At 37.7% G+C, this 15,403-nt stretch carries 15 protein-coding genes and 1 pseudogene; 11 read left to right on the forward strand and 5 right to left on the reverse strand.

The window, feature by feature from the left end; all coding sequences use genetic code 11:
• Positions 1-327: 327 nt before the first annotated feature.
• From AC0YN6_RS27530 to AC0YN6_RS27540, 3 genes are all read left to right on the forward strand, one after another.
• Entirely contained in the window at positions 328-804 is a 477-nt protein-coding gene (locus AC0YN6_RS27530; RefSeq protein WP_475751056.1) for a UPF0158 family protein, read from the forward strand.
• Between the two features lie 819 nt (positions 805-1,623).
• Entirely contained in the window at positions 1,624-2,745 is a 1,122-nt protein-coding gene (locus AC0YN6_RS27535) for a hypothetical protein (protein ID WP_475751057.1), read from the forward strand.
• A 268-nt stretch (positions 2,746-3,013) separates the two neighbouring features.
• Positions 3,014-3,151: a hypothetical protein gene (locus tag AC0YN6_RS27540; RefSeq protein ID WP_475751059.1), complete on the forward strand. Its 138-nt coding sequence runs from the start codon at positions 3,014-3,016 to the stop codon at positions 3,149-3,151.
• Between the two features lie 76 nt (positions 3,152-3,227).
• On the opposite strand, the gene AC0YN6_RS27545 is transcribed toward AC0YN6_RS27540, so the two are convergent.
• Together AC0YN6_RS27545 and AC0YN6_RS27550 are read right to left on the reverse strand one after the other, a co-directional pair.
• Positions 3,228-3,458 (reverse strand): competence protein CoiA family protein, encoded by a 231-nt coding sequence (locus tag AC0YN6_RS27545; RefSeq protein ID WP_475751146.1) that lies wholly within the window; start codon positions 3,456-3,458, stop codon positions 3,228-3,230.
• 555 nt (positions 3,459-4,013) lie between these two features.
• Positions 4,014-4,187: pseudogene (locus AC0YN6_RS27550) on the reverse strand (transposase); the annotation flags it as partial.
• Between the two features lie 32 nt (positions 4,188-4,219).
• Between AC0YN6_RS27550 and AC0YN6_RS27555 the strand changes: the two are divergent.
• Positions 4,220-4,573: a hypothetical protein gene (locus AC0YN6_RS27555; protein ID WP_475751060.1), complete on the forward strand. Its 354-nt coding sequence runs from the start codon at positions 4,220-4,222 to the stop codon at positions 4,571-4,573.
• 108 nt (positions 4,574-4,681) lie between these two features.
• On the opposite strand, the gene AC0YN6_RS27560 is transcribed toward AC0YN6_RS27555, so the two are convergent.
• Complete coding sequence (locus tag AC0YN6_RS27560; protein WP_475751061.1) at positions 4,682-5,674, reverse strand: helix-turn-helix domain-containing protein; 993 nt, start codon at positions 5,672-5,674, stop codon at positions 4,682-4,684.
• Between the two features lie 798 nt (positions 5,675-6,472).
• On the opposite strand from AC0YN6_RS27560, the gene AC0YN6_RS27565 reads away from it, so the two are divergent.
• The 5 genes from AC0YN6_RS27565 to AC0YN6_RS27585 all read left to right on the forward strand — a co-directional run bounded on the left by AC0YN6_RS27565 (position 6,473) and on the right by AC0YN6_RS27585 (position 9,543).
• Positions 6,473-6,595, forward strand: coding sequence for a hypothetical protein (locus AC0YN6_RS27565; protein WP_475751063.1), 123 nt, complete (start codon positions 6,473-6,475; stop codon positions 6,593-6,595).
• 28 nt (positions 6,596-6,623) lie between these two features.
• Entirely contained in the window at positions 6,624-7,880 is a 1,257-nt protein-coding gene (locus AC0YN6_RS27570) for a toprim domain-containing protein (protein ID WP_475751065.1), read from the forward strand.
• Positions 7,881-8,078: 198 nt separating this feature from the next.
• A complete protein-coding gene (locus AC0YN6_RS27575) occupies positions 8,079-8,387 on the forward strand; it encodes a hypothetical protein (protein WP_475751067.1) in 309 nt (102 codons plus the stop codon).
• 114 nt (positions 8,388-8,501) lie between these two features.
• Positions 8,502-8,807, forward strand: coding sequence for a hypothetical protein (locus AC0YN6_RS27580; RefSeq protein WP_475751069.1), 306 nt, complete (start codon positions 8,502-8,504; stop codon positions 8,805-8,807).
• 283 nt (positions 8,808-9,090) lie between these two features.
• Entirely contained in the window at positions 9,091-9,543 is a 453-nt protein-coding gene (locus AC0YN6_RS27585) for a hypothetical protein (RefSeq protein WP_475751070.1), read from the forward strand.
• Positions 9,544-9,934: 391 nt separating this feature from the next.
• Here the strand turns inward: AC0YN6_RS27585 and AC0YN6_RS27590 are convergent, their stop codons facing one another.
• Together AC0YN6_RS27590 and AC0YN6_RS27595 are read right to left on the reverse strand one after the other, a co-directional pair.
• Complete coding sequence (locus tag AC0YN6_RS27590) at positions 9,935-10,453, reverse strand: DUF3231 family protein (RefSeq protein ID WP_475751072.1); 519 nt, start codon at positions 10,451-10,453, stop codon at positions 9,935-9,937.
• Positions 10,454-10,491: 38 nt separating this feature from the next.
• Complete coding sequence (locus tag AC0YN6_RS27595; protein WP_475751074.1) at positions 10,492-10,764, reverse strand: WGxxGxxG family protein; 273 nt, start codon at positions 10,762-10,764, stop codon at positions 10,492-10,494.
• A gap of 882 nt (positions 10,765-11,646) precedes the next feature.
• Between AC0YN6_RS27595 and AC0YN6_RS27600 the strand changes: the two genes are divergently transcribed.
• Positions 11,647-12,027 (forward strand): hypothetical protein, encoded by a 381-nt coding sequence (locus AC0YN6_RS27600; protein ID WP_475751076.1) that lies wholly within the window; start codon positions 11,647-11,649, stop codon positions 12,025-12,027.
• An 874-nt stretch (positions 12,028-12,901) separates the two neighbouring features.
• The gene (locus AC0YN6_RS27605) at positions 12,902-14,158 is read left to right on the forward strand and encodes a replication initiation protein (protein ID WP_475751078.1); all 1,257 of its coding nucleotides are present in this window, start codon (positions 12,902-12,904) and stop codon (positions 14,156-14,158) included.
• The last annotated feature ends 1,245 nt before the right edge of the window (positions 14,159-15,403 follow it).

Here is a 15,403-nt window from a genome sequence, read left to right on the forward strand (position 1 = left end):
AGGGCTAGAAGAAGTTAAAAATCAAACAGCCTCGGTGAATACAGTGTTCTCACCCAGCTTTTATGAAGCTAAAAATTTATTACTGATTTATATGCGTATTAATGGTATTGAAGGAGTAGAAGGAAGGCTTAGTAACGCAATACAGACAATGAAAAAGTAATTATATAGAGCGAGGTAATACGGATTTACAAGCACATCATGTTAAGCTAACGGGACACAATAGTTGAGGAGGAGTTGCATTTTCTAAAGCAGCTCCTCTTTGATTTATTCAGGTATTTTGAATAAACTGTATTGTAGAAGGGATATCAATGAAAGGACAGGTATGAAATGAAGAAAAAAGCAGCGGTAAAATTAGATGATCTAATTAATGAAATTGAAATTCAAATGGATGAGACCGTTACATATATAAACACCCAGACAGGAGAAGTTATAACATTATCGAGAGAAGAGATGAGAGCGGCAGAAGATGAAGAGCCACTTGAAAACTATCCAGACTGGCAAAGAGAGAACATTGAACAAGAAATAAAAATTATAGAGGATGAAGACGAGTTTTACCTCGATTTCACATTAAGAAACGAGTACCATGAGTATGAAATAGTAGAAGAATTTATCGGGACATTAAGCGAAGAAGAGGTTCGAGAAGAATTGTTTGGAGCTATTCAAGGAAGAGGGGCATTTAGAAGATTTAAAGACGGGATCAGAGAACATGACGTCGAAAAACAATGGTATGAATTCAAAGAAAAAAAGGTAAAGGAATTAGTTATTGAATGGTGTGAAGAGAAGGATCTTGTAATAGAGGAATGAAGTATTATTTGTTGAACTATCGAGAGATAAGAGTTGAATACAACAAAAAGCTGACTGTGTGAACAGTCAGCTTTTCTTCGCTATTCCGCTAACGGGCAGGATGGCGTGATAACCTTCTGCAGTAATTGCACATTCCTTAACGAATACTTTTATGAAGAAGAGTTAAAAAATCTATTTCAAGGGGTTCTTTAGATGGAATTAGACACTGTTGTTCTCTGGATTTATCTTCTGTACATAGTGATTCCATTTTATCTCGGATCGCGTATTACTAATAGGATTTTTGTTCAACAGAAGACCAGCACTAGTGCTGCATTAGTAGGAATTTTCTTTAATTTATTGTTTTATATTGTTGGATTGATCTTATGGTTTCTGCTAGTCTTTTTCACGAACGTCGGATTGACTGCAGAATCATTTTTCGAAGGTATCGCTGTTACTATCATTGCTTTTGTCATGAGTATTCTAATAATGTTGGCCACAATAACGTATAGAAAAGTGAAGCTTAAGTAAGCCATGGCCTGTCTACTTTGCTGGATGGCCGTTCTCAACTAACGGGACACTTTTATTCATTAGGAGGAGATGATAGAATCGACCAAACAGTATTCTTTATATAAGGTTTGATCACAGCAAACCCGCTTCAAATTATAAATACATAGATTTAGAGATAGAGAATGCATGTATTCCACTTTCAAATCAGAATTCATGTAAATCAATAGAACCTATGAAATAAGACAGTGATTACATAATAAGCAGCTCTTATTCATAGCATAGGAGATAAACTATCTCAATAAAAATCATACGAAGTGGGATGTGAAATAACTCATGCATGATGAGATAAAAACAAACTATCATAGTTTTCTCGGAGAGATAAAAGATTCTTTTGATCCTATAATTCTTAAAATGAGAAATCAAGATCCGAACGATTGGAGAAGAGTGGCTTGGACAGCTCCCGTTAAAGTGTTTATGGCCACTTTTAAATCAATTAGTCCAATGTTAAAAATACCATGGATTGCATTGCCGTTAGTCGGTCCCTCTATTCCTGTAATCTTAGGTGTGTTCGATATTTTACCGATATGGTTGATCATTTTGCTCGCAATTGGAATCTTATTTCTCATTTATTGGATCATCGTTATCCGTTATACGGGTACCATGCTTTCCATTGCCAGTCCTAGCTTCCATATTGGCGCTTTAAAGGCCAAGCGTCCAGCAGAGTATCAAATATGGGCTCCTTTCATCCAAAGTCATAATGCTAATTTCGGGGGCTTATATGACTTCCTTAACACAGTAATGAACTCTCAGAATGCCACGGAGTTACGAGCTGCTATTGATTATGTGAAAGGGCAATCGGACTCCTTGCAGAGCTCCAATGACGGTTTACAGGCAGAGATTACCTTTCTACTCAAAGAGATTAATAAACAAGAAAAAGCTATTGGTTACCTGATTGATTTGATTAAAGAAACGAATAAATCATTATATCGTCTCGTAAATAATTGTATGAACTTTCAAGAGCTGGATTTTGTGAGCGCATATACTATTTATGAAGTTCGAGAAGACGTTCTCTACAAGATAACAGATAAAGGTACTTCGGGTGTAAGTCCAAAACATATCGATTTAACGGAGGAGAACGCAGCTGTATACGCTTCTGTTGATGTGGCCATGCATCCTAAGGATGGTCCAAAATATAATAATCCGTATCCAGGACGAACTGTCATCTCTTATTCTATGGAAATGATGAACAATAAACATTGGATCTGGAATTTTCATTTCGACGATTCTAATGACAAAGCATTGTTTCTAGCCTTTGGTAATGATATTATTGAGGTGAGAGAAGTGTATCGGCTTGTCCATGCATTTTGCCTTGTCTTACAAAAAACTACTATCTTAGGAGAGGAGATGATACTCGATGTTGAGTCAACAGCCGGTACAAAAACCGAAAAAGGTTGAGTTTTTATCACAAAGAGAGATCACATCTTCCAACCATGCTAGACGCGAGCGCATGCTTCGCTCTCTCCAAGAGATTAGAAGTGCACATGGTGAAATTGCAGCAACTATTGAAATACGAATTCCTACAAAATCAGAATAACGTCGATATAAACCTCTTGGCTCATAGCCAAGAGGTTTTTTTATTCTCTTAATTTTAGATCAAATGATTAAAATCTAATAGATTTACCGAGAATGCTACTAGTATCTCCTGATCGGGGGCTTAGTACGTATGACAAAGAAGAAGATAGTCGATTTTATTAGAAAACCACAGAAAGTCATTTTTAAAAGCCAAGAACAAATTTTTAAAGATAATAAACTCAAGAGAGAAGCTACATTAAAAGAACTATCAAAGAAGCGTGAAAAATAATAGACGCTTAAAAAGAAGCCAGTTGAGTTGAATTATGACCCTATTTGTGGACAGTTTAAAAGAAACAGCCTTGGGCTTAGCCAACAAGGAGATGACCTCTGAAACGTCGGGGGCATCTCCTTGTTGGCCAGGTGTATAGCAAAAACTTTCCCGCACGGTGGGTAGGGGACTCAGGCTCACTAAACGGATTCAAATTGTCGCATTCCTTTTGATAATGGAAAAAGTGAGGTTTCTTTGTGCCTGCACGAAATCGAACAACGCTTCTGCAATCAGGGCAGCAAAGCATATTTTGATTACTTAAATCTATGGAGTTGGATGAATTACTTAATCAATATAATAAGACGATGATGGTTAGTGCGGCTATTAATTAGCCGCACTTTTTTGTCTTCTTAATTATCTTTTTATTTCTCATTCTTTTTAGTTATTAATAGATTGTATTATTTCTTCTCAAATTCTGAGATAAGGTCTATTCAATTTTGAATCAGGGTCACTCAGAGTCTGATAGAGACTATCTCAATATTTGAGTTAGGGTCTTTCAAACTTTGAGAAACGAAACCGTCTATATTTTTTTGAGAGTCAGCCTCTCAATAATTGAGAGGCGATAATTTTGTGAATAACTCGCCTATAAAATATTGAGAAGCAGCGCCTATCAATATTTTATAGGCAGCCACTCAATAATTGATATGCCGCTTCTCTAATTTTTATAGGCCGCTTCTCAAAAATCGAGAGGCGGATTATGCTATAAAAAAGTGGAACATTATGTTCCACTCAGATTGTAGAAAAACCCACGTTTTTTCAAAACGTCGGGTTTCTCTTTTGTTTTTTGAGCATAAGTGGGAGTCAAAATAGGTTCTTAACCCTCTTATCCCCTCCTTTCTAAATGGAGGGCTATCTTCTTCATGTTTTGTACCGCAGCGGTCATCAACGCTTGTTCCATAACGTTGTTCAAACCCCGCAAACGGCAATAGCGAAACCCGTGGAGCTGTTTAGCATCCGCGAAGCTTCGCTCAATGGTCTCTCTTCGTTTTCGGTACAACTTTGGTTCCAATTTCGGAGGAAGTCGGGTCGATGACCTTTGCTTCCGCTACCCATCATAATGGCTATATCTCGAAGCAGGGTATTACGGATGAATCGCACCGCACCTTCAAGAGCTACATTGAGGGTAAAGGTATAGAGCAGGTAAACTATGGTGCTATGGCTGCTGGAGATGCTACTTTCCACGCTGGATGGACCCTTCACAGCGCTCCAAACAATCCAACGGATCGCATGCGTGAGGTGATGACGATAATCTATTTTGCGGATGGGCTGACTATTTCTGAACAGGATAGCAATGCACGAAAAAGTGAAATAGAAAGATGGTTTCCAGGACTAAAACCTGGAGATGTTGCCGCAAGTCCCCTAAATCCAATTGTTTTTCCATAGCTTCATCCTCCTGCTCTCCCAGAACAGTCATAAAGAACAAAAGAGAAACCCAACGTTTTTGAAAAACGTGGGTTTCTCTTCAGTCTGAGTGGAACATTATGTTCCACTCTAATTACGCTGATAGCTAATATAATCATATTCGATCGTATCAAAAGTGAGATCTACCTGTTCCAACGATTCTCTAATGAGAAGATCAAATCGGTTTTTAATCCAGTCGGAGACAAAATTGCTAGCCCCGTATATTGTATAGGTTGAAGCACGCTTAATACAAAATGAATCTTTTAGCCAGGTATCAAAAGAAGGAGGAGATAATCTAAGTTTCATTAATGCCAGAGCTTTACTCCAAGTGGTCCGGTCGGCCTCCGAAATCTCCTTCTCTAACACTTTCACTTTATTTGATAAATCCTTATCTAGCTCGAGTGGTGTCTTGATTTTTCGTACCACCGTTCCTTTATCAAGAACATTCTCGTAAACTTCACCATAATCAATCGAAGGCTCCAAGTTGAGGATTTGGTCAAATTGCTCAACTATAGACAACATGTACCGATCATGATCCAATTTTAATTCCATTGGAAGTTGCTCATATAGTTCCATAGGGAGGAAGGGGACCTTTTTTCGTATCTTAAAAAGCGGACTTTCCTCCATATTATTTTTATCTGCATTTTGGACATTGAATACAAGCACAAAACCATACCGTTCAAGATTACCAAGAATCTTCTTCACCGTATTACGACTCTTACTCATTTTTTGTGATATCAAATTCAAGTCTGGCCAACAAAAGTCCTTTTCTCCATAACAGTATCGTTTTAAATGACCGTATAGAGCTACACCCTCAGCCGATAGAAAATGACCCCAGTAGTCAAAGACATAGTTACTAATGATCGTCATATGCCCGTCAACGAAGGGGATGGGTTGTCCGTGTTTGTCTAACGAAAAACGCTTTACTTCTTCTTCCGGAATATAGATTTTTTCTAGCTCTTTTTTCTTGTAAGCCTGTTCTGTGTTATTGACAGTTCGTACTCTTGATTCTTCAGCACCCGTTGCACGGTAACGATAATAAGAAAGTTTATGATGAGATCCTTTTAGATTTTTGTCTAACATAAAAAAACTCTCCTTTTGTTGATCCCCATGTAATAGGCAACATTAAAGAAGAGTAGAGACTTCACTTTTTGAAAAATTTGTGATAAAATGAACTCACAAAACTTTCTAAGTAAAGTCCCTATTCCTCTAGCATTTATTGTTCACGCTTGGCGGCCGCAGACAATAAATGTTCACATGATAGGGGCTTTTTTTTTGAATTACACTATTATTTATTGTTGTTGAAGCTTCTCTATATATCCAGTTAAGTAGAATAAACAAAAAGCACACAACTTATAATTGTGCGCAACTAAACAAAGGGTAGATCATCTTCCATTTTTAAAATGGATAGACCTCACCCGATGCTGCACGCACTACGAATATATCATACTAATTTTTTATGGTAAAGAGAATTATGGAAGTATTTATCGGATTCTGTTGCTTGCTACAGAGTGCTGACTTATGGTAAAATCATGCCAAACCAAATATTGCACGCACTAAGTGCCCCCACTAGTAGAAGAAATTCTTCTCTTGGGGATACTTTTTTTTTACCCTGTTTTATGAACTGACGGGCTTTACCACCGGATCTACCAATGGTATAATGCATGTATTATATGATATAAACTAATTTTCTTCGCTGCTCATTTTGAATTAGCGGAGAGTGGGAATGCCGCAAGGCAAAGTAGGTAAATGTAATGGACGTTATAAGGACATACACTATACGTGTGTCCTTTTTTTTGTCTGTTATGACCAAGGAGATCCATTTCATAAAGAAATGGATCTCCTTTTTTGTCGAATAATATAGAAAGTTGGTGGTAATAAATGACGATATGGCAGAAAGAAATCAATTGGAATGATCTTTATTCGCACACCAAATCTCTCTTGGCGGGAGAGCATGATGATCTGAAAGATACGCAATTCCTAATACTGGCGACAATAAAATAATAAAATTAATAAGAGAAGAGGTACCGGCATGAAGCTACGTAAAATACCGAAACAGCCGAGTTGGTACGAGATACGATCTCAGTGTCCAATATGCGGAAAAATGGGATGGTGTGCTATTAATCATGAGCAAACCATCGTTCACTGCATGAGAGTGCCAGCTGATAAATATTTTGATTCCCCTATGGGACGTCAGTTTATACATTATCTCGATCCTGACAATGTACCAAAGACAAAAATTGAGATTATTCACACACATGTGGTTGAAAAAAAAACAGATTTTCATCTCAATCGCGTCTATCGAGCTCTGATACAAGAAATCTCTTTATCCACTCAACATGCGGAACATTTACGAAACGCGCGTCTTTTAACTGATGAAGTCATTCAGAAGCGGCAGTATCGGACAATGCCGAATCAATATCGCTTCAAAGTCGCTACAAAGGTTGCAAACCGGTTAAGCGATACAAGTGATCTGTCAGGTGTTCCAGGTTTTTTCTCCCTTGAGAGTGAGTATGGCCCTTACTGGACAATGGCTGGTGCATCGGGACTAATGATTCCTTTTCGCACGATTACAAATGAGATCAATGGATGGCAAATTCGAGTGGACAAACCTCCACTAGAATTAGTCTTGAAGGGAGCAATAAAAGGAGAAATCATTCAGGAACTTAATTGTGATGAGAATGGTAAACGGCGTGCTAAATGCAAGTTATTTATTCAAGGTAATCCAATTGAAGTTAATCTGACTGAACAAGATAAACAAGTGAGTCAATCTGCCTCTGGCCAATTTGTTTTTAGTGTTGAACTAAAGCAAGGTCAGCGTTATTGGTGGTGGAGCAGTGGATCTAAGGATAGTGGTGCATCAATTGGCAGCCCTCTACCTTATCATTTTGCACTACCAAGCCCATGCTTACCTTACTGGAACGTTGGAGAACTAGGATCATCCGTAATTGATTGTTCTGAAGTATGGGTGACAGAGGGACCTATGAAGGCAGATAAAGGTGCTGATGCAATGCTCAAACCCTTTTTTGGTTTACCAGGAGTGGGAGCGTATCCTTTGATTCTTGAGCCGCTGAAGAAATTAGGATGTAAGCACGTTGTTCTAGCATTTGATGCTGATAGTGTGAAAATCCCAGAAGTAGCGAATGCGCTGGAGTTATGTGCTGAGTTTTTTGCTGAAAATACGGATATGTCACTCAGCCTTGCAATGTGGGATCTATCACTGGGCAAGGGAATCGATGATTTGACAGATAACGGATATATTCCGCAATTGACTTCATTACTAGCATAAAAAACCATATTTAATGGCATTAAATATATTTCTAGAGCCGTTGTAGTTGGTAACTATATTATAGGGGATTGAATAAATCGAACAGGTAGAAATAAAGGACGTGCTTAGTGCCATAAAGTATGTCCTCTTTAGCTTGACGCGGGGCGATTGATAAACGGCCTCCCGCGTTGAAAGGAGTCCGTTACAGGAGGTAATACAATGAATGTTACAACCAAACGTTGTCTTTTTGTTTTTCAAATCATTGATAAAGGGATAGCAAAACGTACGATTCCACACTTTGATCTTCAAATCCTTGTAAATACCGTAGAAAAAGAAATCTATAGCTATTTATCTGAGCAGAGAACCTGCGGTGAGCATGAATTGATGACAGAAGATGGATATGCAAAAATCGTTAAAGTCCCTATTAATGATCAATTTGAAGAAGTTGACGTTTCGTCTTATTCTTTTGATGGTGAAGTCTTGCTAGGAGACTACATTCGTCTACTTCGTGAAGTAGCTTTACTATAGCCACTTACCGAAGAAGAAAGAATGATCCGATATATTGCTTTAATTTCTTACGAAATCAAACAGTAAGAATCTGCTTGAAGCTGGCGCTATAAAAAAAGAGAGGGGCATTAGATAATGTATAATTACTGTTTGATTAATAATAAAACGAATCAAATCATGGACGTGTTTTATGGAATTGAAGCAACTAAAAAGGAAAACAAAGAGCATGAAGACAAACAAATTGATGTTAGTGTACGGCCAATTATGATTCGTTCCCATTACCTCACTCAACCGCTAGATTACCGCGGGGAAAAAGATGGAGAGACGTGGTTACTGTATATGAGTCTATCTGGTGCTACCACCTATGGTCCCGTCATGCTCTTAGATAACTGGGGGAAGTGGAGCGATAAACTACATGGGCTACACACAGTAAATCATTAATTCGCTATTCGCTACGAGTGGTCTTAATGATGAATAGTGTTTTGGTATTGAGCTACCTATTCAATATTTGAAAGAACCTGTAAAAATCTTCTATAATAGAATTATTACGAAACACTTTCAAATTCTCACTGCCGTCATCTATTCGGCTAGTGAGGGAGCATGTCTGGATACAGACAATAAAAATAGGCGCTTGATTAGCCACGGAGAATTAATAAAACATGCCATAGGTAGGTTTTATTTTAATTCTCCGTGACTTTTTTTCGTCCAAAAACTGGAAGGAATAATGATGCATGTTGAAGAAAAAAATTCGAGGAAAAATCAAATCAGCTATGCAACAAGAGGTAAAGCGAATCTCAAAGTACTGAATTCGGAGGAGTATCCTCAGTTGCCTAAGCTAGAACAGTCCGAAATGATCAAAATCCCGATAGAAGTGTTGCGTAAGGGAGCTGTTGCTTCGCGTTTCGCTTTAGGTGATGAAAAATTACCTGTACTAACGGGAATTAACATCATTAATCACGATGGAAAACTCGGATTTCTGACGTCGGATCGACACCGAATTTATCGCTATATCTCTGATGTAGCTATTAACAATCAGGAGTCGTTTGTAAGCGGGATAATCACTGCATCTAGTTTCAAGCAGATTGTAGACTCGCTTAAGAGCGAAGAGGTTGATCTTGGGATTATAAAAAATTATCTCTTACTCCGTGACAAGTTACCGTATATTTTGGCAGTATGAACCAAGGTACTTCAGTCACCTTGTCCCGTGGAGAATTGTACGACACGCTTAACAGGGGAAGCGTGAATGCCCGAGTTTCGCGATTTTATTTCTTACATTTTTCGAACAAAATGAAAGAATTATGTCCTTTTATTTATTTTATTAATTGCAGCAATTACGTTTGCATCTTTAATGTTTAGTGCAGTTAATAAGTAAAATTGCTAGCTATCAAAATGAATAGGTTGATTATAGGTATACCGATTATTTTTGGTTATTAATAGGACTTCCTTTTGTAAGGTGGTTTATCAATCAAGTATCAAAATGGATATGGAAATTGCATAGTAGACCCATATTGAGACATAAACAAAGGAGGAAATAAAATCCTGCCCAAGGGGCAGGATTAATTTAATAATTATGCGTTAACAGTCTCAGGTCGCTTTACTTGAAGTGGTGGTGGGATAAGCCAACCCTTTTCCTTGCTCAACTGGAGTATTTTTAAGCCTAATGCTGTATTAGTGAGGTGGTATTTAGCAAACAAAGCACCAATATCCTCTCTAACTGATAGGCCCATAACTTGGCTGCAAGCAACAATTCCTAGTGATGTGTCACATGCAATTTTAGCTGCTATTTCAGGGTCAGTAAATCTTGCACCTACTGGAATATCTTCGAGTTTTACTGGTGGCCTTTCAGGCATTAAAGGCGCAGAAGCGATGCCGTTATCGGTAAGCAAAGTATCACATTCTTTTATCTCCAACTTAGCTTGATCAATTAGAGCTTCAAGTATCTTTTTTAATTCTTTGTCACCGGAATGATTTAAGTATGCTTGGTAGCAAGATACGGCGCCTTTAGCTACAGCGGAAGCTTGCCATACACTAAAAATCTCTCCATAGTGCATTGGTTCGTCTTTAGGATTACCACTTAAAATTCCCAATTAATTCACTCCTTATTTCGTTTTTAACAGTTTTTTGATTAAGTACGTTCCCGGTCGCGACTTTTTAACCCAATTAGGCCTGCCAACCCAAGTAAACCTAACCAGCCCCAATCCATGTCATTATCATCAGTTGCGGCATTAGTTCTGTAATTGTTAGTGTTCATATCTGTTCCGTTGTTAATCATTCGGTTGTTGTCCAAAGTCATATTATCCGATTGATTAGTTTTCTCTGATTTCTCTGCAAATACAGGAATAGACATTGCAGACGACAGGATTGAAAAAGCGATTAGAAACGAGCATAACTTTTTCATTTTTCATTTACTCCTCGTATTTTTATTTTAGAACGAGTATATGGTTACCCATCCCAAAAACAAATATTCATCTGTCTAATTCATGTGTTAAGTATTGAATACGGAAGAGCATGTGTAAGGTTATTGAAACCCAAAAGACCCATATAATGGGCCTTTTTAAGATGATTCTATTTAAATGAGTTCTTGACAGTCTGCACAATTTTTATTTAGTAGCATTTACCGTTGCTGACGCCACCGACGTTATTGCCGTTAAAGATACCAGTACTGCACACTATAATCACCAACAAAATGAATAATACCAGAATAGAACCAATTCCGTTACCCATCAAACATTCACCTCCCAATAAAAGTACTATGTAGATTATGTTCGGATGACGCATCGGGATTGGACGTTTGTACTGTACTGACGGTAGCCCAGATTGAATACAGAAATACATGGGAGGATAACGATTTGAGCAGTGCATGCGTATGCCACTTAAATGAATGGTGCTTCTACTGTGAAGTAGCTTTGAATATTGTGTTACGCAGTTCGACGAAACTCTGACCCTTTATCACTTTTTTATTTTAAGAGTGAAGGGAAATGGTTACCCATTGTACAAGTTTCAAACTTCACAGAAGCTCTTCAATTACTTGAAGAAAAGGTAAAACGTCTGAATGTGTACGATGATTGGAGTAATGCTGTATGTACTGTATTTGAATTAATTCCACAAGTTAACGATGGAAGTTATGGATCGATAAGTGCCATCGAAAAAGATTTTTGTTAAATCCGAATGGTTATAAGGTAAAGTACTAGTTGGCCAGGATTGGAAGACTGGTTTGGAATCGTAGAAATTTGCTTGAATTTAGAGATTACATATACAGATAGTTGAAGGGAGCTTTAGTTTGAAAAAAGATTGGTTGTTGATGTTATTTGTAACATTTTTCATAGTTCTACTTACAAGTTGTAGCATTAAGGAGACTAAAATAGAATCCGTTATGACACCAGGGGAGTTATTACATTTAAAGCGTGTTAATGACGGATTTATATTTTCATTTGTTACAAATGAAAATATAACAGTTGATAATATTCAATTTGCGAAATCATATAATTTTAAAATTGATGAGGCAGCAATTTTAAAATTATATGAAGTAGTGAGGATGACAAACTTTGAAAATAAAGTATCAGAGGATCATTCTGTAGATAGTAACAGAAACATTGAAATAATATTGAATAGCGAGCATTATAAAAAACTGTTAAATTATGAGTCGATCGTAATTGATTAATAATAAGAGTTAGGAACTTTTATAGTTTATTGTGAACATTAGTACTATAGAAAAGAATATCATCATATATAACCTTAAGGGTATTCTTAAGGTTTTTTTTGTACGTATGATTTATATATATATTTTTATTGGTTTAATGTTCTTATGTTTATATATGTTTATTGTTTTAGAAAGCGCAGAACCTACTAGATTCATAGGATCATTAGTGGTTATTGCCACACCTAAGGGAGTAGAGTGCCACATTAACAGGAGTAAACTGCCACAGGGAAGGGTAACGTGCTGCCACAGGGAAGGGAGCCTAATGCCACAAAGAAAGGAGTTAAACTGCCACATGCACGGGAGTAAACTATTTATTAGTGGTGCTGAAGATAAGAAAATTGGGGATATATCGTCATAATACTCCCTTTTGTGTGGCAGTTTAACTCTAAATGTTGGAAATTTGTCGATGAGGTGCATACTATTTATACAGTTTACTCCCGTAGATGTGGCATTAGTAGTGGGAAAAGCGCCATCTCGCCTAATATCTGTAAAGGTTAGTGTTATAAAGATGCTACTTGTGGATAATAGCAGTTAATACTCCCTTTTGTGTGGCATTTAGCGAATTCTTTAGCCTAAGTGCCACATAAAGAGGAGTGAATCGTATAAAACAACCGATTATGCAGGCAAAAATACTCCCTTTTGTGTGGCATTTAATAAAATAACGATGTTTTAAAGCTCAAACCGCATATTTTACTCCCGTAGATGTGGCACTTGTAGCCGCGTGCTATGCAAAGCGTAGGTTTATACTACTAAAAAATGCCACATAAAAGGGAGTGGATAAAGAGCGCAGGGTGCAATACAATCATTATATATAGAAGAAGAAGGAGATGATGTAATGAGTGAGGACAAGCAAATGGAGTTTAACTTTCAACTCGACGCTATATCAGACCATTACATTGTGTCTGAATCAAATGCATTAATCGAAGCCAGGACCAATTTAACACTATATGAAGAACGTTTAATTTACATATTGGCTTCAAGGATCCACCCAGATGATACGAAATTTAAAACACATATTTTTAAAGTGGCGGACATCGCTGAAAAGCTTGATCTGACTGAGAAAAATTTTTATAAACGTGTGAGAGACATCATAGAGGGACTTCAGGATAAGAAAGTTATCATTGAAGAGAAAAGCATGAACTCGACGTTATCGGCTCACTGGTTGGCAGCTGCAAGGTATTATCATGGACGTGGTCTTATTGAGTTGGAATTTTCAGAAATGTTACGTCCGTATCTGTTACAGCTGCAGCAGAATTTTACTAAGTTTAAATTATGGAATGTACTGTATCTGAAGAGTTTTTACTCCTCAAAGCTGTACAAGCTGCTTAAACAATATCTGCCGATCGGGAAACGCCGTTTTACAATGGAGCAGTTGAGGGAGAAGTTGGAGCTAGAAGAAGGTAAGTACAAAATGTACAGCCATCTTAAAAACCGAATATTACTCGCTGCCCAGGTAGAGCTTGAAGCTAAGACAGATATCAAATTTACTTTCGAAGAAATTAAAAATGGTCCTAAAGTGGTTGGCATCGTCTTTCACATCTATCCAAATCATCGGGGAGGGCGCGAAGCCCTTAATGATGCTGAATATATAGATAAAGAAGACACCATCGAAATGCTTGCTCGCTTCGAAATTAATAAGAAGACGGCAAAGGATCTTGTGAAGAAATTTGGCGAGCCGCATATACGTGAAAATGTAAAATATGTTTACGCTAAAAAAAGAAACATGGATGTTAGTAATCTAGCAGGATACATTGTTCGGGCCATTGAGGAAAACTATGCAGATACGAAAAGGGCTTATGATCCGGAAGATGAGACTGACCAAAAGACTGCGATTACCCATTTGAATAAACGGATTAGTAAACAAGTATTTTTCTACGACCAGTGCATAAAAGAAGGAATTAAATCCGAGCATGAGAGCGTAAGAATGATGTTAAAGAGTCTTTATGAAGAGATTGATCGTACAGCTCAAATGAGGGAGCTCAATAATCTTAGACCACTAGATATTAATGATGTATATCATCAACGTGCAAAAGAAGCATTTAAGTTTTTTGAAGAACAGAGAAATGCACAGCAGCAGTTACAATTAGGATAGGAAATTTAATCGATCTTTGCACTAAGCTATTAAGTAGCGAAACAGCGGTAGTCTAGGACATTTTCTTGTCCATGGCTGCCGCTGTTTCTATTTACGGGGACAGATTAGTACTTTATTTCCCTTGAACGACTAAATGAATTTTTTATAAATTCAATATATACTTAAGAATTCGATACAACCACCATAGAATTGAAGAATAACTCTTAATTTTTTTGAAATGTTTGTGCTCCGCTACCCTCTTAGTGAATACTACACCCTTTACGACCATTTGTTTAACATGTTTTGCGATCGACATATATAGGCACCTCTTTCTGCTTGAATACCTCTATAGCCCATCTCTTTCAGCAAGTGTTGAACGGGAATTTTTATACTATATGAATAGTGGTATATTGATAGGGAAAAACAACATGTGCCGCTCACAGATTAATTAAGTAAAGTTAGTTTAAAGAATAACGGTAAGATAAGGCTGTATTAGCACTTCAGAGGTAGCAGATTCACAAATGAACGAGCCGCAGAATAGCAACAACTCGGTACGACATTACGACACAATTTATCGTTTGAACAAGAGTAAAAACCACATCAAACACGTGATAACCATATACGTGTTTGCACGAATTAAAAAGCGTTTCACCCAGCAGTTAGTTACTTCGTGCTGCCTGCTACGTTTCCGTCTTTATCATTTCTTTTTTCCGGTTGATTGCCCGCTTCGCCCCAGAAACCTCCATCGATATCTACTTCTGGCAGCCTCCGTTGATCCAATCCGTAATCCCGCTTCTTCGAATTTATATTCAGTTAGGTCATCTGCAGCGTGATTCGTATGTAGTTCCTTTTCATGAATCCCTTGTCCTATCCTTCAACAAATTCGGTATCTAGCACATATAATTGTTGACTATTCATTCGAAGTAAGGCAAATACCTTTCAGACCCGGTTTTCGCGCAGCGCGCGGCCAACCCGCCCCACAAACAAAACTTGTTACTTGATCCGGATTTAGTGGAAGACTTGTTGCTTGCTACTTGGTCCGAGGAGAGCAAAAGAATAGATACGAATAGAGTAGAAGATAAGAAATCTGCAACTAGATTCGTATCTAGGTACGTGGAGCAGAAGGGAGTGGTAGAAAAGGATTAGATACGAGATAAAGAGGGGTATGGTGGGAAGCGAGAGGCGGCTTGCGTGCTGTCACGTATATTGTTTTCACGTGGTTTGTGGTATGATTAGGGTATACCTCCCTCTTTGATTGTGGATGGG

It is taken from the genome of Paenibacillus sp. J22P15 (assembly GCF_056269345.1).